The organism is Nocardioides conyzicola, assembly GCF_039543825.1.
GTDB classification, from domain to species: domain Bacteria; phylum Actinomycetota; class Actinomycetes; order Propionibacteriales; family Nocardioidaceae; genus Nocardioides; species Nocardioides conyzicola.
This window is the reverse complement of record NZ_BAABKM010000002.1, coordinates 2,035,761-2,053,618: the sequence shown is the minus strand read 5'-3', so window position 1 is coordinate 2,053,618 and position 17,858 is coordinate 2,035,761. Positions and strand designations below refer to the sequence as shown.

Sequence of the window (17,858 nt, the reverse complement as noted above, 5' to 3'; positions counted from 1 at the left end):
GGGTCACCGGGGCGGGACCCGTCGGAGGTCGAGCAGGCGCGGGTAGTCCTCGGTCGCGGCCAGGCGGCCGGCGTCGACGGCCGCGGCGACGTCGATCCGGCCGGCGGTGTGACCGCGCGGCTCGAACCGGCCGAGGCGCCGGGCCTCCGCCTCCTGGGCGTTGACCGGCGGGTGGTCGTAGGAGCGGCCTCCCGGGTGCACGACGTGGTACGTCGCGCCGCCGAGCGCGGTCTCGGAGACCGTGTCCACCACGTCGAAGCGCAGCGGTGCGTGCACCGGGATCGACGGGTGCAGGGCGGACCACGGCTGCCAGGCCCGGTAGCGGACGCCGGCGTAGGAGCCCGACGCCGGTCCACCGGCGGTCGCGGTCAGGGGCACGTGGACACCCTGACACGTGACGAGGTGGCGCGCGGGGTCGATCCCGCGGACCAGCACCTGGAGCCGCTCGACCGAGGAGTCGACGTACCGCGCGGTGCCGCCGGCGGTCGCCTCCTCGCCCAGCACGTGCCAGGGCTCGATCGCGGACCGCAGCTCGAGCTCGATGCCGTCGCCGAGCGTGGCGAGCCCGATGCGCGGGAAGCGGAACTCGGTGAACGGGTCCAGCCAGGACTCCTCGAACGGGATGCCGAACGCGCGCAGGTCGGCCGCCACCTCGGCGATGTCGTTGATCGCGCCCTCGGGCAGCAGGAAGTCCTCGTGCAGCCGGGTGCCCCACCGCACCAGCGGCGCGGTGAGCGGCTGCTCCCAGAACATCGCGACCAGGCTGCGCACCAGCAGCGCCTGGACCAGCGCCATCTGCGGGTGCGGCGGCATCTCGAAGCCGCGCAGCTCGAGCAGGCCGAGCCGCCCGCGCGACGAGTCCGGGCTGTACATCTTGTCGACGCAGAACTCCGCCCGGTGGGTGTTGCCGGTCAGGTCGGTCAGCAGGTGCCGCAGCGCGCGGTCGACGAGCCAGGGGCGGACCTCGCCGCCGTCCTGCTCCGCGACCAGGCGGGCGATCTCGGCGAACGCGATCTCCATCTCGTACGTCGCCTCCGGCCGGCCCTCGTCGAAGCGCGGCGCCTGGCTGGTCGGGCCGATGAAGCGGCCGGAGAAGAGGTACGACAGCGCCGGGTGCCGCTGCCAGTAGGTGATCAGGCTGACCAGCAGGTCGGGCCGGCGCAGCAGGGGCGAGTCGATCGGCTCGGTGCCGCCGAGGGTGATGTGGTTGCCGCCGCCGGTGCCGGTGTGCAGGCCGTCGACGTCGAACTTCTCGGTGGTGAGGGCGCAGTGCCGCGCCGCGTCGTACAGCGTCGTGGTGAGGTCGCGCTGCGCCGCCCAGCTCGCGGTCGGCTGCACGTTGACCTCGATGACGCCGGGGTCCGGGGTGACGACGAGCTGGGTCAGGCGCGGGTCCGGCGGCGGGCCGTAGCCCTCCAGCACGACCGGGCAGCCGATCCGCCGGGTGGCGACCTCGACCAGCCGGAGCAGGTCGGTGTAGTCCTCGAGCCGCTCGGTCGGCGGGAGGAAGACGTGCACGTGCCCGTCGCGCGCCTCGAAGGTCAGCGCGGTCGTCGGCGCACCCTCGGGCTCGGCGAGCCGGACACCGCGCACGATCGGGCGCAGCGGTGGCCCGGACTCGAGGTAGGACGGCTCGCCGGGGTGCTCGGGATCGGTCCACGAGATCGCGTCGAGCGGCAGCCGCAGCCCGACCGGCGACGTGCCGGGGGTGAGCACCAGCCGGCCGCGGCGGAACCGCCAGACCGGGCTCGTCCAGTCGTCCTCGCCGGTCGCGATCGGGAGCACCCAGCCGCGGACCTCGGACACCTCGGCGTCGAGCTCCTGGACGTCCGCGTCCTCGCCCACCGGCTCACCGAGCGGCTTGCGCACCTCGGCGACGAGCGCGACGAGCGGGTCGTCGTACGCCGGGCGCAGCTGCTCGGGCGGCAGCCCCAGGCTCTCGGTGACCCGCCGGGCGAGCGCCTCGGCGTTCGCCTCCGCCTCGGGGTCGGCCTTCTCGCTCCACGGGTCGGCGAAGAGGTCCGGATCCTCCCAGAGCGGGACGCCGTCGGTGCGCCACTGGAGCGCGATGTTCCAGCGCGGCAGCGGCTCGCCGGGGTACCACTTGCCCTGGCCGCGGTGCACCACCCCGCCGACGGCGTAGACCTGGCGCAGCCGGTCGGCGAGCTGGTTGGCGAGCTCGCGCTTCTCGGGACCGTCGGCGTCGGTGTTCCACTGCGGGGTCGTGGCGTCGTCGCGCGAGACGAACGTCGGCTCGCCGCCCATCGTCAGCCGGACGTCGCCGGCGCGGAGCCGCGCGTCCACGGCCTCGCCGAGCGCGTCGATGCGGGCCCACTGGGCATCGGTGTAGGGCTTCGTGACCCGTGGGTCCTCGTGGACGCGGCGCACCTCGTTGTGGAACGCGAAGCTCACCTCGACCGGGTCGGTCGCACCCTCGATCGGTGCGGCGGCGCTCGGGTGGGGGGTCGCGGACAGCGGGATGTGGCCCTCGCCGGCGAAGAGCGCGGAGGTCGGGTCGAGCCCCACCCAGCCGGCGCCGGGGACGAACACCTCCGCCCACGCGTGCAGGTCGGTGAAGTCCTGGGCCGTCCCGGTCGGGCCGTCCAGGCCGACCATGCTGTCGGGGTCGGCGGCGAGCTGGACCAGGTAGCCGGAGACGAAGCGCGCGGCCAGGCCGTACTGCCGCAGCAGGCTGACCAGCAGCCACGCGCTGTCGCGGCAGGAGCCGATGCCGAGGCGCAGGGTCTCGTCGGGCGCCTGCACGCCGGCCTCCATCCGCACCGAGTAGGCGACGTCGCGGTGAACGGCGGAGTTGAGCCCGGCGAGGAACGACACGATGGGCATCCCGTCCGCCGGCAGCGCCGGCAGCGCCTGACGCCAGGACGCGGCCGCGTCGCTCTCGTCGACGGGCCGGAGGTACGGCGCCAGGTCGGCGGCGAGGGCCGGCTCGTAGGCGAAGGGGAACCGCTCGGCGTACTCCTCGACGAAGAAGTCGAGCGGGTTGATCACCATCAGGTCGGCGACCAGGCCGACGGTGATGTCGAGCTCGCTCACCTTCTCGGGGAAGACGATCCGGGCCAGCCAGTTGCCGAACGGGTCCTGCTGCCAGTTGAGGAAGTGGTTCCTGGGGCTGACCGTCAGGGAGTACGCCTCGATCGGCGTCCGCGCGTGCGGCGCGGGCCGCAGGCGGACGACGTGCGGTGCGACGTTCACGGGGTGGGCGAACGTGTAGGTGGTCCGATGCTCCAGCGCGACCTTCACCGACATGTGCCCAGCCTGCCCGGCTTCCGTTGCGGGAAGGTAACCCGTCCGGGGGTTGAGGTGCCTCCCCCGACAATTCTGCAAAGAACTATTTGCAAAGATTTGTTTGCAGTCGTACGGTGACGGGGTGGACCTCACCTCGATCACCCCGACGCCGCACCAGATGAAGGCGCTGACCCACCCGGTCCGGGTGCGGATCCTCGGCCTGCTGCGCATCGACGGGCCGGCCACCGCCACCACGCTGGCGAGCCGGCTGGGCCTCAACACCGGCGCGACGTCGTACCACCTGCGGCAGCTGGCCCAGGCCGGCTTCGTCGCCGAGGCCACCGAGCTCGGCAACGCCCGCGACCGGTGGTGGCAGGCCGCGCACCGGGTGACGACCACGGACACCGCGGGTCCGGCCGAGCCGGAGGCACGGGCCACGCTGGACGCCTACCTGCAGTCGGTCGTCGTCGTGACGACCGAGCGGCTCCAGCGCTCCGTCGAGGAGCTGCCCCTGCTGCCCGAGGAGTGGCGCGACGCCACGACGTACAGCGACTGGGTGGTGCAGCTGACGCCCCGCAAGGCCCGGGCCGTGATCGAGCAGCTGATCGAGGCGATCAAGGAGATCGGGGACGAGGAGGACGACGACGAGGCGGCGCCGTACGTGCTGCAGCTCAACGCGTTCCCCTACCCCGGCAAGGTCGGGAGCCAGGAGCCGTGAGCCGACGACGTCCGCTCTACGGCTGGCTCACCGCCGAGGCGATCTCGCTCACCGGCACCCGGGTGTCCATGGTCGCGCTGCCGTGGTTCGTGCTGACGACGACGGGCAGCGCGACGAAGACCGGGCTGGTCGCGCTGGCCGAGATGCTGCCGCTGGTCGTGCTCAAGGTGCTCGCGGGGCCGGTGATCGACCGGGTCGGCGCGCGCCGGGTCGCGATCACCTGCGACCTGCTGTCGGTGCTGGTCGTCGGCGCGATCCCGCTGCTGCACGAGGCGGGTCGTCTGTCGTTCTCCGGGCTGCTGGTGCTGGTCGTCCTCTCCGGAGCCCTGCGGGGACCGGGAGACGCGGCCAAGGCAGCGCTGACGCCGGTCGTCGCCGCCGAGGCGGGCGTGCCGATGGAGCGGGTGACCGGCCTCCACTCCACGGTCGAGCGCACCGCCGGCCTGCTGGGTGCGGCCGGCGCCGCCGGCCTGGTCGCGGTCCTCGGGGCCGCCGACGCGCTGGTGGTCGACGCGCTCTCGTTCGGCGCCTCGGCGCTGGTCCTGGGTGCGACGACGCGGGCGCTCCGCACGGTGCGGAGCACGGAGGCCGACGATCCGGCGTCGTACGGCGCGCGGCTCCGCGCGGGGTGGGACTTCCTCCGGGGCGACCGGGTGCTGCTCGGGATCACGGTCATGGTCGCGCTCACCAACCTCCTCGACGCCGCCTACATCACGGTGCTGGTGCCGGTGTGGTCCCGGGAGGTCGTCGGCAGCGCCAACGGCGTCGCCCTCCTCTTCGCGTGCTTCGGCGGCTCCGCGGCGATCGGCGCGCTCTGCGCGTCGGCGTGGGCCGCCCGGATGCCGCGGCGGAAGACGTACCTGGTGACGTTCCTCCTGGCCGGCGCCCCGCGCTTCGTGGTGATGGCGCTCGAGGCGCCGCTGTGGCTCGTGGTCGGCACCTGCGCGGTCGCCGGCTTCGCAGCCGGCTTCATCAACCCGATCCTCGGCGCCGTCATCTTCGAACGGATCCCGGCCGACCTGACCGGCCGGGTCTCCGCGCTGACCACGGCGATGTGCTTCGCGCTGATCCCCTTCGGCGGCGTGCTCGGCGGCCTGCTCGTCGCGGGTGTCGGGCTCGCACCGGCCCTGCTGGTCGTCGGCGCGGCGTACTTCCTGGTGACGATGCTGCCGGCGGTCGACCCGCGCTGGCGCGAGCTCGATCAGCGGAAGGCGGCGGCCACCGAGATCAGCCGGTCGTTGGCCTCGTCCTCGCCGATGGAGACCCGGGCGCCCTCGCCCGCGAACGGGCGGACGACGATGCCGGCCTCGTCGGCGGCGGCCGCGAACTCGGCCGTCCGGTCGCCGAGCCCGAACCAGACGAAGTTGCCCTGAGGCTCGGGCACGTCCCAGCCGACCTCGCGCAGGCCGGCGACCACGCGGGCGCGCTCGGCCACCAGCTCGTCGACCCGCTCGAAGAGCTCGGCCGACCGCTCGAGCGACGCGATCGCCGCGGCCTGGGCGATCGTCGAGACGCCGAACGGCAGCGACACGGCCCGCAGGGCACCGGCGATCGGGGCCGGCGCGACGGCGTACCCGACCCGGAAGCCGGCAAGGCCGTAGGCCTTCGAGAAGGTGCGCGTGAGCACGACGTTGTCGTGGCGCCGGTACGTCGCGATCCCGTCGACCGCGTCGTCCATCCGCACGAACTCGACGTACGCCTCGTCGACCACCACGAGCACGTGCCCGGGGACCTTCGCCAGGAAGGCGTCCAGCTCGGTCTGCGTGACGGCCGGCCCGGTCGGGTTGTTGGGGGTGCAGACCAGCACGATCTTGGTGCGGTCGGTGACCGCCGCCGCCATCGCGTCGAGGTCGTGGCGGCCGTCGGCCAGGACCGGCACCTGCACCGACGTCGCTGCCGCGGCCGTGACCGCGATCGGGTAGGCCTCGAACGAGCGCCAGGCGTAGACGACCTCGTCACCGGGGTCGCAGAAGGCCTGCACCAGCTGGTAGATCAGCCCCACCGACCCGGTCGCGACCGACAGGTGGTCGACGGGGACGCCGAAGCTCTCGCCCAGCGCGGCGTAGAGGGCCGTGCTGCCCATGTCGGGGTAGCGGTTCATCGCGCCCACGCCGGCCTGCACGGCCTCGACCACGCCGGGCAGGGGCGGGTAGGGGTTCTCGTTGGACGAGAGCTTGTACGACGTCATGCCCGGTCGGACCGTCGGCGGCCTACCGGCGACGTACGGCGGGATCTCGGCGACGTTCGCGCGGGGCTGCGGGGTGCTCATGGGTTCAGGCTAGTCAGGTGCGTCGCGCTCGCCACGGCCGGAGCAGCAGGGCGAGCACGATGCCGACGGCGACGCCGAGCGCGGCACCGGTGACGTTGTCGATCACGTCGGTGACGTCGCACGCCCGGTCGATCCGGGCCAGCGCGAGCTGGGTGGCCTCGATGCCGACGGAGTAGCCCGCGAGCGCGACCAGGCCGAGCGGCACCAGCACCCACGCGGCCCGCCAGCGCGCGCAGGCGAGGACCAGCAGGACGCCGGCGGGCACGAACACCACCATGTTGAGCAGCCGTTGGCCGCCGGAGAAGATCCAGAATCCGTCGGGCGCGGGGCCGCCGATGTCCCACGAGCAGGTCGTCATCCGGCCCTCGGCGGACACGATGCCCGGGGCGCCGTTCGCCGGGATCAGCGTGATCGAGCCGATCACCGCGATGGACCAGACGAACCCCCCGATCGACAGCGCCGACAGCCAGCCGACCCGCCGCTGGAGCAGCACGGCGAGCAGCCCGCAGAGCAGTCCCGACACGGCGACCAGCAGCAGCATCACGCCCACGCCACCCACCGGGAACACGCCCCCGACGTTACTGGGCGGTCTGGATCACCTGCCGTTCCGTGCCCCGAACCGCCCCCGCCGTCCTACGCTCCGGCCATGTCCTTGCGCCGCACCGGATCAGCCGTGCTCCTCGTCCTCGCCCTGCTCGGTGCAGTGCTCGCCCCCCACTCGGCCACCGCCCTGCCCGCGCCCGACGCGCCGAAGGCCGGCCAGGCGGTCTACTACAACCTCGGCACCCCGGAGGTGCGGCCGAAGCGGATCTTCACGGCGTACAGCTCCGCGGCGTACCTCGACAAGCTGAAGTGGAAGCACTGGGGCACCCGCAAGGCGGTGGGCCGCGGCATCCTCGTCAGCGACTGCGCCTCGTGCTCGCCCCCGGCCCGTCGCAAGGTGACGATCCGGCTGACCGGGTTCGTCCGGTGCGACCAGGACCCGACGCTGCGCACCTACCGCCGGGCGATCGCCGTCGTCAGCAAGCCGGACGAGGGTGAGACGTCCACGCGGTGGAAGCTCTTCGCCGGCTGCCCCTGAGTGCCGCCATCGGGGCGATCAGGCGAGCGCCTTCAGCAGGTTGCCCAGCAACGGCTGCAGGATCTGCCCCTCGGGGTCGTCGACCACGTGGCTCAGCCCGCTGAGCTCGATCATCACGTAGCCGTGCAGCGCCGCCCAGAACTGGCCGGCCACGGCGCCGGGGTCGTCCGACCGGATCACGCCGGCGTCCATCACCCGCTGCACCGCCGCGACCAGCTGGTTGAAGGCGGCGAGGCCGATCTCGAGCTCGGCCTCGGTGAGGCGGTACCGGCCGAGGGAGGCGGAGCCGAACATGACCAGGTAGAGGTGCGGGTCGGCCAGCGCGTGGGCGCGGTAGGCGATGCCCGACGCGACCAGGTCGGCCAGCGGGTCGTCGGTCGGCTCGACCTCGGCCACCCGGTCGTAGAGCCGGGCGAAGCCCTCCGTCACGACCGCGCGCACGAGTCCCGGCATCCCGCCGAAGTGGGTGTAGACCGCCATCGTCGAGGTCGCGGCGTCCCGGGCCAGGCGGCGGGCAGACAGCGCACCCGGGCCCTCCTCGCTGAGCACGTCGGCGGCGACCTCGATCAGGCGACGGCGTACGTCGGTGGGGCTCGGCTCCTCGGACACGTTGCCAGCCTGCCATAACGGCGTTATCGTGCTTGCTCATAACGTCGTTATGGAGGCCCGGATGAACCGCTACCTGCAGGACAGCTTCGCTCCCGTCCACGAGGAGCTCACCGCCTTCGACCTCGAGGTGACCGGGGTGGTCCCCGACCACCTCGACGGCCGCTACCTGCGGATCGGGCCCAACCCCGCGACCGACCCCGGGGAGGGCTACCACTGGTTCCTCGGCGAGGGGATGGTGCACGGCGTACGGCTCGAGGACGGGCGCGCGCGGTGGTACCGCAACCGCTACGTGCGCCCGCAGGGCGACGACTTCGCGCCCAACACCAACGTCTTCGAGCACGCCGGCCGCACGCTCGCGGTCGTCGAGGCCGGCGCGACGCCGTACGAGCTGACGCACGAGCTCGACACCGTCGGGCCGTGCGACCTCGGCACCGTGACCGGCGGCTACACCGCCCACCCGCACGCGGACCCGGACACCGGCGAGCTCCACGCGCTCTCGTACAGCTGGACCCGCGGCAACCTCGTCGACTACTCCGTCGTCGGCACCGACGGCCGGGTCCGGCAGCAGGTCGAGATCGAGGTGACCGGCAGCCCGATGATCCACGACTGCGCACTGACCGAGCACTACTTCGTCGTCTACGACCTGCCCGTCACGTTCGACCTCGGCATGGTCGCCGGCGAGCTGCCGCGACCGCTCCAGGCGACGGACCGGCTGATCGACCAGACGCTGCGCGGCGGGACCGCCCGCACCCTGCCGTACTCGTGGGATGCCGACTACCCGGCGCGGATCGGGCTGCTCCCCCGCGACGGCAGCGGCGCCGACGTGCGGTGGTTCGAGATCGACCCCTGCTACGTCTTCCACACGCTGAACGCCTACGAGGAGGGCACCGACGTCGTCATCGACGTGGTCCGCCACGACCGGATGTTCGCCACCGACTTCACCGGCCCCAACGAGGGCCCGGCGTACCTCACCCGCTTCACCATCGACACCGCCGCCGGCAAGGTGCGCGAGCACCGCTTCGACGAGCACAGCCAGGAGTTCCCGCGCCACGACGAGCGGCTCACCGGCCGGCGGCACCGCTACGGGTACGCCGCCGGGGTGGTCGCCGCCGGCGTCCGCACCGGCGACTCGGTGCTCAAGCACGACCTGGTCGCCGGCACCACCGTCGAGCGACGGCTGGGGGCCGGCCGGGAGGTCAGCGAGTTCTGCTTCGTGCCGTCCGCCGCCGACTCGGCCGAGGACCAGGGCGTCCTGATGGGCTACGTCTTCGACCCGGCGGTCGGCCGGAGCTCGCTCGTGCTGCTCGACGCCGAGACCCTCGAGGACGTCGCGGCGGTCCACCTGCCCGGCCGGGTGCCTGCGGGCTTCCACGGCAACTGGGCGCCGACGGCCTGACCTCTCGGGGCAGACCCGCCCGCCTCACACCGCCGGGAGCACGACCTCGCCGCCGGGGACGGACGGGAGGTCCCGGCCGATGCGGACGTCGACGGGGTTGGTCAGGCAGCGGATCGAGCCGCCGCCCTTGTGGAACTCCGACAGGTCGAGGAGGACGACCTCGAAGCCCCACTCCTCGAGCTGGGCGCCCACCCGGTCGGGGCACGCCGGCATGATCACGGTCGAGCCGATGACGATCGAGTTGGCGCAGAACGTCGTCAGCGCCTCCTCCTCGGTCAGCACCAGCGGCTCGGGCACCAGGGCGAGCAGCGCGGCGGCGGACTCCTCGTCGAGCGCGGATGGGCAGACGATCGCGCGGCGCTCGTCGAGCGGGCAGAAGGCCAGGTCGAGGTGGTACATCCCCGGGTGCGTGATCCGCAGCCCGCGGACCCGGATGCCGAGGTCGGCGGCCAGGTGCTTGAGCGCCAGCTCCTCGGTGCGCGGGCCGTAGCCCACGACCAGGGCGTCGCCGAACGCGAACGCGTCGCCGGCCTCGAGGTGGGCGCCGACGCCGTCGCGGCCGACGTACGACGTCGCGAAGCCGTGCTCGGCGAACCACGGCTGGGCCGACCCGGTCTCCATCCGTCGCTGCGGGTAGCGCATGTGCGACATCACGACCTGCGGGGTGCCGTCCTCGGCGACCACGCCGAGGCCGAGGTTCATCGCGTAGACCATGTCGGGGGCGTCGGATCGCTGGGGCAGCACCGACACGGTGCCGCCGCAGCGCTCGATGGTGGCGACGAGCGCGCGCCACTGGGCCATCGCGAGCTCGGGATCGGGCTGGTCGTCGGGATCCATGAACGGGTTGATGACGTAGTCGACGCGGAAGTGCGTCGGCTCGACCATGACGTACGTGCGACCCCAGGCCAGCTCCATGGATCCCTCCCCGGTGACATCGTGATTGCATGATTGTCGGACAATCTGACATGGCGAGTGTAGAGCACAATGTCCCGCATGGCCGAACCCGGAGCGCCGCGCCACCCTGGGGCACCGTTCAGCACGCTCCACCTCGAGCTCAGCTCGACCGTGGACCGCGTGGCCGACGAGCTGCGCCGCGCGGTGTTCGACGGGGAGCTCGAGTCGGGGACGCCGCTGCGCGAGATCGCCCTGGCGGAGTCGCTCGGCGTCTCCCGGCCGACCGTCCGCGAGGCCCTCGGCGTGCTGGTCGCCGAGGGGCTGGCCACGCGGGAGCCCAACCGCGGCGTCTCGGTGAGCACCCCGGACCCGGAGTCGGTGCGCGACATCTGCCGGGCGCGCCTGGTGCTCGAGGGCGACGGCGTACGCCGCTGGCCGACCGCCGACGAGACGCTGCGCGACGCCGTCCGCACCTCCCTGGTCCGCTACACGAGCGCGGTCCGCGCGGGCGCGACGTACCAGGAGCTCAACGAGCGGCACCTGGCCTTCCACGTCTCCCTCGTCGGGTTGACCGGTTCGCCCCGGCTCGTCGCGATGGCCGAGAGCCTGATGGTCGAGCTCAAGCTCGCCCTCGCCCAGGTGGACCGGATCCGGCGCAACGCCCACGACCAGGCCGACAGCCACACGGCGCTGGTGATGCTGCTCGAGCGGGGCGACGTACACGGTGCCGAGACGTTCCTGGAGAAGCACCTCGAGAACGCCGAGACGTCCATCCTCGCCGCGCTCGGGCTCTGAACCCGCCTGTGCACAGGGCGCCGACCCTCTAGGGTGGTCCCGTGGGTCTCCTCAAGTTCCTCGGCTGGCTGGCCACCAACGCGATCGCGCTCGCGGTGGCGGCCTGGATCTTCGACGGCATCGGCTTCGGCGGGTCCGACGACTGGCAGGGCAAGTTCTGGCCGCTGCTGTTCGTCGCGCTGATCCTCGGCATCGTGAACTCGTTCGTGAGCCCGGTCCTGAAGTTCCTGTCGATCCCGTTCATCATCATCACGCTGGGGCTCTTCCTGCTCCTGATCAACGCGCTGATGCTGCTCTTCACGGAGTGGCTGGCCGGGCTCTTCGACATCGACTTCTACGTCAACGGGTTCTGGACCGCGGTCGGCGGCGCCATCGTGATCACGATCGTGACCTGGGTGGTCGGGCTGCTCTTCGGCGACCGGACCGAGCACCCGCCCGCGTACTGACCGGTGCTCCCCGCAGCTCGGACGCCCGGCAGCTACCGCATCGAGCTGGTCTGCCTCGGCAACATCTGCCGCTCCCCGACGGCCCACGTCGTGCTCGAGGAGCGGCTCGCCGATGCCGGGCTCGGCGACGTCGTCGAGGTGTCCAGCTCCGGCACCGGTGACTGGCACGTCGGGGATCCGATGGACCGGCGGGCGGCGGCGACGCTGACCGCCGCCGGGTACGACGCCTCGCGGCACCGTGCCCGCCAGCACGACCCGGCCGACGACGTCGACCTGGTCCTCGTCATGGACGACGCGAACCTCGCCGACGTGGGCGGGCGCACCGACCGCATCCGCAAGTTCCGCGACCTCGACCCCCGCGAACCCGGGAGCGACGTGCCGGACCCGTACTACGGTGGGGACCACGGTTTCGAGGAGGTGCTGACGATGGTCGAACGGACGGCGTCCGCGATCATCGACGCGCTGCGTCACGAACGCCCCTGGGCCGACCGGACGTGACCCGGCAGCCGCTGGTGGCCCGACGTGCCGAGGAGCTCCTCGGGACGTCGGTGATCGCGACGGCTCCCGTCGCCGGCGGCGACATCGCGACCGCGACCCGGCTGCGGCTCAGCGACGGCACCACGGCGCTGATGAAGACCCTCCCGCACGCCCCCGAGGACTTCTTCACCGACGAGGCCGCCGGCCTGCGCTGGCTGGGCGAGGCGACGGCCGCCGGCGGCGCCCCGGTGCCCGAGGTGCTGGGCGCCGACCACGAGTGCGTGATCATCCGGTGGATCGAGCCGGGCAAGCAGTCCATCGACGCGGCGGCCACCTTCGGCCGCGAGCTGGCCGCCACCCACGCCGCCGGCGCCGACACGTTCGGGGCCGAGAGCGACGGCTACATCGGCAAGCTCCCGCTGCCCAACCGGCCGGCGGACTCGTGGGGCGAGTTCTACGCCGTACGGCGCGTGCTGCCCTACCTCAAGCTGGCCCGGGACCGCGGTGCCGCCGAGGACCAGGACGCCGCGACGATCGAGGCCCTCGTCGCCAAGCTGCCCGGCCTGGTGCCCGACGAGCCGCCGTCGCGCCTGCACGGCGACCTCTGGAACGGCAACGTGCTCTGGGGCCTCGACGGCCGGGTCTGGATGATCGACCCGGCGGCGTACGGCGGGCACCGCGAGGCCGACCTGGCGATGCTCACGCTCTTCGGCCTGCCCCACCTGCCGCGCGTGCTCGACGCCTACGCCGAGGCCTGCTCCGACACCCGGCCGCTGGCCGACGGCTGGCAGGACCGCGCGGCGCTGCACCAGATCTTCCCGCTGCTGGTGCACGCCTGCCACTTCGGCGGCGGGTACGCCGCCCGCGCCGCGCAGGCAGCCGCGACGTACCTCTGAGATCTGTTCTCAGTACCGACTCAGGCGGGGCTGGCAGAGTGGAGCCGTGAGCAGCACGCCCCTTCCCCGCCCCCGGGTCCTCGTCGTCGACGACGACAAGGCGGTCCGTGAGTCGCTGCGACGCTCCCTCGAGTTCAACGGGTACGACGTCTCGCTCGCCGGCGACGGCGCCGAGGCCCTCGCCCGCATCGCCGCCACCGACCCCGACGTCGTCGTGATGGACGTGATGATGCCGCGGCTCGACGGGCTCGAGGCGACCAAGGCGCTGCGCAAGGCCGGCAACGACCTGCCGATCATCGTCCTCACGGCGCGCGACGCCGTCGGCGACCGCGTCGAGGGCCTCGACGCCGGTGCCGACGACTACCTGACGAAGCCGTTCGCCCTCCAGGAGCTGCTCGCCCGGCTGCGGGCGCTGCTGCGGCGCGCCGTACCCCGTGACGACGACGAGGACGAGGTCCTCGGCTTCTCCGACCTCACCATGGAGATCGCCACCCGCGAGGTGCGGCGCGGCGAGCGCGCGATCGAGCTGACGCGCACGGAGTTCACGCTGCTCGAGATGTTCCTGCGCCGGCCGCGGCGGGTGCTGGAGCGGTCCTTCATCCTCGAGGAGGTGTGGGGCTACGACTTCCCGACGACGGCCAACTCGCTCGAGGTGTACGTCGGCTACCTGCGCCGCAAGACCGAGGCGGAGGGCGAGTCCCGGCTGATCCACACCGTGCGCGGTGTCGGCTACGTGCTGAAGGAATCGTGACCGTCCTGCCACCTCCCGACCCGGACGGCCGCTGGCACTACCGCAGGTCGCTCGCCTCCCGGGTCACGATCCTGACCACGCTCGCGGCCGGAGCCACGGTCGCGCTGATGGCGCTCGGCGCCTACATCACCGTGCGGATGCAGCTGCAGGCGACGCTGGACGACTCGTTGATGCACCGCGCCGAGACCACCAAGACCGCCATCGTGTGCGACCCCAGGCTGGAGGTGCCTGCGGAGTACTTCGGCGCCTCGGACGTCTGGGTGGCCTGCCTCGACAGCGTCGGCGGCAGCGTGGTGCGCGCCCAGGACACCGCCGAGATGAAGCGGCTGATGGGCGCCCCCGAGGAAGCCGTGGCCAAGGACCTGAAGAAGTCCTCGATCCGGACGGTCAGCAGCAACGGCACCCGGTGGCGGATGGCGGCGGTGCACCGCGACGACGGCTCGACGATGGTGATCATGCAGCCCCTCGACTCCCAGGAGGCGCTGCTGGCGAAGCTCGGGACCGTGATGCTGCTCTTCGGCCTCGCGGGGGTGATCGGCGCAGGCCTTGCGGGCTGGGGTGTGGCTCGCAACGGCCTGCGTCCGGTCCGCCGGCTCACCGACGCCGCCGAGCACATCGCCCGCACCGAGGACCTGCGTCCGCTGCCCGTGGAGGGCGACGACGAGATCGCCCGCCTGGCCCTCGCGTTCAACCAGATGCTCGCGGCCCTCGCCGCCTCCCGCGACCGGCAGCGCCAGCTGGTGGCCGACGCCGGCCACGAGCTGCGCACGCCGCTCACCTCGCTGCGCACCAACCTCGACCTGCTCAGCCAGGTGGACGGGACCGACGGCGTCGGGCTCCCGCCCGAGGCGCGGGCGGAGCTGCTCGACGACGTGCACGCGCAGATCGAGGAGCTCACCACGCTGATCGGCGACCTCGTCGAGCTGGCTCGCGACGAGCCCCTCACCCACGTGGTCGAGCCGGTCGACGTCCCGGAGCTGGTCGACCGCGTGATCGCACGGGTCCGCCGCCGGGCGCCCGGCCTGTCCTTCGACATCGAGATGTCGCCCTGGTACGTGATCGGGGAGTCCGCCGGGCTCGAGCGGGCGGTCACCAACCTCCTCGACAACGCCGCCAAGTGGAGCCCGGAGAACGGCCGGGTCACGGTGCGGCTGCTCGACGGCACCCTCACGGTGGACGACGAGGGACCGGGCATCGCCGCCGCCGACCGTCCGCACGTCTTCGACCGGTTCTACCGCTCGCAGGAGTCGCGCGGGATGTCCGGCTCCGGGCTCGGGCTCTCGATCGTCCGGCAGGTCGCCGAGCGCCACTCCGGCTACGTCACCGCCGACGACGCGCCCAGCGGCGGCGCCCGCCTCACCCTGTGGCTGCCCGGCGCCGCCTCGCCCGTCCCGGACTGGACCCCGGCCTGATGCGCGCCCTGATGCTGGTCGCCGCGACGGCCGCGGCGACCGTCCTCGCCGGCTGCTCCTCCGACGGCTCCGACCCGTCCACCGCGTCCTCGCCCGACGCCTCCGCCATCGCCGGCGTCGGCTGGAGCCCCTGCGACGCGCTCACGGCCAAGGCCGTCAGCCGTCTGGTCGGCGCGGACGTGGACGAGAACGCGGGGACCGCCGACGCACCGCGGTGCACGTTCACCCCGGCGGCCAAGGGCGGCGCGGCGTACGACGTCAGCTACCTCTACTTCGACGGCGGCCTGGACGCGGCGCTCGACGCCATGGGCGCGACCGGCGCGCAGCTGAAGCCCGTCGACGTCGCGGGTGCCGACTCCGCCCGCCTGGTCGTGAGCGCGAAGAAGGCCGGCGTGCTGGTCACCGGGTTCGTCCAGACCGGCGGCCTGGTGCAGAGCGTCAACGCCGCCCAGCCGACGCCGTACGACCGCGCGCAGGTCGTGACCGGCACGAAGGCGCTGCTCGCGGCCCTCGCCGAGGCCGCGCCGACGTCGACGCCGGGGCAGTCCCCCACAATGTCCCCGTGACCGACGAGATCTCCTTCTTCACCCACGACGGGGACGACCTCGTCCCGACCGCGCTCGCCTGCAGCATGTGGAGCGACGACCAGCTGCACGGGGTGGCCGTGAGCGGCGCCCTCGCGCGGGCCGCCGAGCAGTGCCTGGAGGCGACCGGCCGCACCGACCTGCGGCCGGCGCGGTGGGTGGTGGACCTCTTCAAGGCGGCGCGGATGCGGCCCTGCACGTTCGAGACGTCGGTGGTCCGCGAGGGGTCGCGGATCTGCCTGGTCGACGTGACGCTGACGCAGGGCGACGTACGGGTGGCACGGGCGTCGGCGACGTTCCTGAAGCCGTCGGCCACCGCGCCGGGCGAGGTCTGGCAGCCGGACGACCGGCCCTCCCCGCCGCCGCTCGACGTGGCACCGGAGACCGACGAGCCGCGGGTGCCCTACCTGCGGTCCTCGTCGCCGTGGTCGCAGAACTTCACCGAGCACCAGAACGCCGACCGCAAGGCCTCCTGGAGCAGCGCGATCCCCGTGGTGCCGGACGAGCCGCTCACGCCGTTCCAGGCCGTCGCGGCCGCCGCCGACGGCGCCAGCATGGTGACCAACTGGGGCTCGAACGGCGTCGAGTACATCAACACCGACATCGCGCTGACGCTCGCGCGGACGCCGGTCGGGGTGGAGATCGGCCTGCTCGCGACCGACCGGGTCGAGCACGACGGCATCGCGTCCGGCACCACCGCCGTCTTCGACCGGGTCGGACCGCTCGGCACCGTCACGGTCGCCGCGCTCGCCAACGCGCAGCGCACGGTGGACATGGGCGGCGTCGAGTACTCCGACGACGGCCAGCGGCGCGCGACGCGGGTCTAGTCCCTAGCCGGTCGCGTTGGGGTCGCGCCAGGAGCGCTCGAACGGCAGTCGCCAGGCGTGCGGCGCGATCAGCTGGTGGATCGCGTTGGGCCCCCAGCTGCCGGGCGAGTACGCACGCACCGGCGCGGGGTTCTCGATCAGCGGCGCGGACTTCTCCCACAGCGTCTCGATGCCGTCGGCGGTGGTGAACAGCGTGTGGTCGCCCCGGATCGCGTCGTGGATCAGCCGTTCGTAGGCCTCCAGCACGGCACCGGCGGAGCTCGTGTCGTGGGTCGCGAACTGCATCGAGAGCTTCTCGAGCTTCATGCCCGGACCGGGCCGCTTGCCGTAGAACGACAGCGACATCTTCGACTGGTCGGCCAGGTCGAAGGTGAGGTGGTCGGGGCCCTGCGTCCCGGCGTTGGAGCCGGACGGGAACATCGTCAGCGGGGGCTCCTTGAACGCGATCGAGATGATCCGCGCGCCCTCCGCCATCTTCTTGCCGGTGCGCAGGAAGAACGGCACGCCCGCCCAGCGCCAGTTGTCGATCTCGACCTTGAGCGCCACGAACGTCTCGGTGTCGGAGTCGTCGGCGGTGTCGTGGTGCTGGCGGTAGCCGCTGTACTGCCCGCGGACGACGTTGTGCGGCTCGAGCGGCCGCATCGAGCGGAAGACCTTGTTCTTCTCGTCGCTGATCGGTCCCGGCGCCAGCGAGGTGGGCGGCTCCATCGCCATGAAGGCGAGCACCTGCATCAGGTGGGTGACCACCATGTCGCGGTAGGCGCCGGTCGACTCGTAGAACTTGGTACGGTCCTCGAGGCCGAGGGTCTCGGGCACGTCGATCTGCACGTGGTCGATGAAGTTGCGGTTCCAGATCGGCTCGAAGAGGCCGTTGGCGAAGCGGAAGGCCAGGATGTTCTGCGCCGCCTCCTTGCCGAGGAAGTGGTCGATCCGGAAGATCTGCGACTCGTCGAAGACCTGGTGGAGCCGTGCGTTGAGCTTCCTCGCGCTCTTGAGGTCGGTGCCGAACGGCTTCTCCATGATGATCCGGGAGCGCTCGACCAGGTGGGCCTCGTCGAGCTGGCGGACCACGTCGAGGGCGGCCTTCGGCGGCACACTCAGGTAGTGCAGGAAGTTGGTCTCGCGGCCGGGCTGCGTCACCTTGGCCTCGGCCTCGCGCACCGCGGCGGCCAGCGCCTCGGGGCCGGCGGACTGCGGCACGTAGGTCAGCATCTCCGAGAACGGCTCCCAGCGCTCGTCCGTCACGGGTCGGTGACCGAACTCGTCGCACGAGCTCCGCGCGATCTTGACGAAGGTCTCGGTGTCGATGTCCTCGAGCGACGTGCCGACGATGCGGGAGTCGTCGAGCAGGCCGGCCTCCCACAGGCGCAGCATGCCGGGCAACAGCTTGCGGCGGGCCAGGTCGCCGGTGGCACCGAAGAGCACGATGACGTGCGGGTTCTCCATGCCTCCGAGGG

The 17,858-nt window shown here is 72.7% G+C and carries 17 protein-coding genes and 1 pseudogene; 12 read left to right on the top strand and 6 right to left on the bottom strand.

The window, feature by feature from the left end; all coding sequences use genetic code 11:
• Window positions 1-3: 3 nt before the first annotated feature.
• Window positions 4-3,267 carry a transglutaminase family protein gene (locus ABEA34_RS12995; RefSeq protein ID WP_345521718.1) on the bottom strand — a complete coding sequence of 1,088 codons (3,264 nt, stop codon included), beginning with the start codon at window positions 3,265-3,267 and terminating at the stop codon, window positions 4-6.
• A 121-nt stretch (window positions 3,268-3,388) separates the two neighbouring features.
• On the opposite strand from ABEA34_RS12995, the gene ABEA34_RS12990 reads away from it, so the two are divergent.
• A complete protein-coding gene (locus tag ABEA34_RS12990; protein WP_345521717.1) occupies window positions 3,389-3,964 on the top strand; it encodes a helix-turn-helix domain-containing protein in 576 nt (191 codons plus the stop codon).
• Window positions 3,961-5,121 (top strand): annotated as a pseudogene (locus tag ABEA34_RS12985) (MFS transporter); the annotation flags it as partial. The gene ABEA34_RS12990 and the pseudogene ABEA34_RS12985, both read left to right, overlap by 4 nt.
• A 44-nt stretch (window positions 5,122-5,165) precedes the next feature.
• On the opposite strand, the gene hisC reads toward ABEA34_RS12985, so the two are convergent.
• Together hisC and ABEA34_RS12975 are read right to left on the bottom strand one after the other, a co-directional pair.
• Window positions 5,166-6,233 carry a histidinol-phosphate transaminase gene (hisC, locus tag ABEA34_RS12980; protein ID WP_345521716.1) on the bottom strand — a complete coding sequence of 356 codons (1,068 nt, stop codon included), beginning with the start codon at window positions 6,231-6,233 and terminating at the stop codon, window positions 5,166-5,168.
• Window positions 6,234-6,246: 13 nt separating this feature from the next.
• Window positions 6,247-6,801: a VanZ family protein gene (locus ABEA34_RS12975; RefSeq protein WP_345521715.1), complete on the bottom strand. Its 555-nt coding sequence runs from the start codon at window positions 6,799-6,801 to the stop codon at window positions 6,247-6,249.
• A gap of 78 nt (window positions 6,802-6,879) precedes the next feature.
• On the opposite strand from ABEA34_RS12975, the gene ABEA34_RS12970 reads away from it, so the two are divergent.
• Window positions 6,880-7,314 carry a hypothetical protein gene (locus ABEA34_RS12970; RefSeq protein WP_345521714.1) on the top strand — a complete coding sequence of 145 codons (435 nt, stop codon included), beginning with the start codon at window positions 6,880-6,882 and terminating at the stop codon, window positions 7,312-7,314.
• A gap of 18 nt (window positions 7,315-7,332) precedes the next feature.
• Here ABEA34_RS12970 and ABEA34_RS12965 read toward each other — a convergent pair whose 3' ends face one another.
• Window positions 7,333-7,923 carry a TetR/AcrR family transcriptional regulator gene (locus ABEA34_RS12965; protein ID WP_345521713.1) on the bottom strand — a complete coding sequence of 197 codons (591 nt, stop codon included), beginning with the start codon at window positions 7,921-7,923 and terminating at the stop codon, window positions 7,333-7,335.
• Window positions 7,924-7,984: 61 nt separating this feature from the next.
• Here ABEA34_RS12965 and ABEA34_RS12960 point away from each other — a divergent pair, with 61 nt between their 5' ends.
• Entirely contained in the window at window positions 7,985-9,319 is a 1,335-nt protein-coding gene (locus ABEA34_RS12960) for a carotenoid oxygenase family protein (protein WP_345521712.1), read from the top strand.
• 24 nt (window positions 9,320-9,343) lie between these two features.
• On the opposite strand, the gene ABEA34_RS12955 is transcribed toward ABEA34_RS12960, so the two are convergent.
• Window positions 9,344-10,234: a dimethylarginine dimethylaminohydrolase family protein gene (locus ABEA34_RS12955; protein WP_345521710.1), complete on the bottom strand. Its 891-nt coding sequence runs from the start codon at window positions 10,232-10,234 to the stop codon at window positions 9,344-9,346.
• 78 nt (window positions 10,235-10,312) lie between these two features.
• Here ABEA34_RS12955 and ABEA34_RS12950 point away from each other — a divergent pair, with 78 nt between their 5' ends.
• The 8 genes from ABEA34_RS12950 to ABEA34_RS12915 are packed head-to-tail and all read left to right on the top strand — an operon-like array spanning window position 10,313 to window position 16,401.
• Complete coding sequence (locus ABEA34_RS12950) at window positions 10,313-11,008, top strand: GntR family transcriptional regulator (protein ID WP_345521709.1); 696 nt, start codon at window positions 10,313-10,315, stop codon at window positions 11,006-11,008.
• A gap of 41 nt (window positions 11,009-11,049) precedes the next feature.
• Window positions 11,050-11,454, top strand: coding sequence for a phage holin family protein (locus ABEA34_RS12945; RefSeq protein ID WP_345521708.1), 405 nt, complete (start codon window positions 11,050-11,052; stop codon window positions 11,452-11,454).
• Between the two features lie 3 nt (window positions 11,455-11,457).
• The gene (locus tag ABEA34_RS12940; RefSeq protein WP_345521707.1) at window positions 11,458-11,952 is read left to right on the top strand and encodes a low molecular weight protein-tyrosine-phosphatase; all 495 of its coding nucleotides are present in this window, start codon (window positions 11,458-11,460) and stop codon (window positions 11,950-11,952) included.
• Window positions 11,949-12,827 (top strand): fructosamine kinase family protein, encoded by an 879-nt coding sequence (locus ABEA34_RS12935; RefSeq protein WP_345521706.1) that lies wholly within the window; start codon window positions 11,949-11,951, stop codon window positions 12,825-12,827. Before ABEA34_RS12940 ends, ABEA34_RS12935 begins: the two co-directional genes overlap by 4 nt.
• Window positions 12,828-12,873: 46 nt before the next feature.
• On the top strand, window positions 12,874-13,578 hold the full coding sequence (locus ABEA34_RS12930) for a response regulator transcription factor (protein WP_345521705.1): 705 nt from the start codon (window positions 12,874-12,876) through the stop codon (window positions 13,576-13,578).
• The gene (locus ABEA34_RS12925; protein ID WP_345521704.1) at window positions 13,575-14,990 is read left to right on the top strand and encodes a HAMP domain-containing sensor histidine kinase; all 1,416 of its coding nucleotides are present in this window, start codon (window positions 13,575-13,577) and stop codon (window positions 14,988-14,990) included. The genes ABEA34_RS12930 and ABEA34_RS12925 overlap by 4 nt, the downstream gene beginning before the upstream one ends.
• Complete coding sequence (locus ABEA34_RS12920; RefSeq protein ID WP_345521703.1) at window positions 14,942-15,556, top strand: DUF3558 family protein; 615 nt, start codon at window positions 14,942-14,944, stop codon at window positions 15,554-15,556. The genes ABEA34_RS12925 and ABEA34_RS12920 overlap by 49 nt, the downstream gene beginning before the upstream one ends.
• Entirely contained in the window at window positions 15,553-16,401 is an 849-nt protein-coding gene (locus ABEA34_RS12915; protein WP_345521702.1) for an acyl-CoA thioesterase domain-containing protein, read from the top strand. The genes ABEA34_RS12920 and ABEA34_RS12915 overlap by 4 nt, the downstream gene beginning before the upstream one ends.
• A 3-nt stretch (window positions 16,402-16,404) precedes the next feature.
• Here ABEA34_RS12915 and zwf read toward each other — a convergent pair whose 3' ends face one another.
• Window positions 16,405-17,847: a glucose-6-phosphate dehydrogenase gene (zwf, locus tag ABEA34_RS12910; protein WP_345521701.1), complete on the bottom strand. Its 1,443-nt coding sequence runs from the start codon at window positions 17,845-17,847 to the stop codon at window positions 16,405-16,407.
• Window positions 17,848-17,858 lie beyond the last annotated feature (11 nt).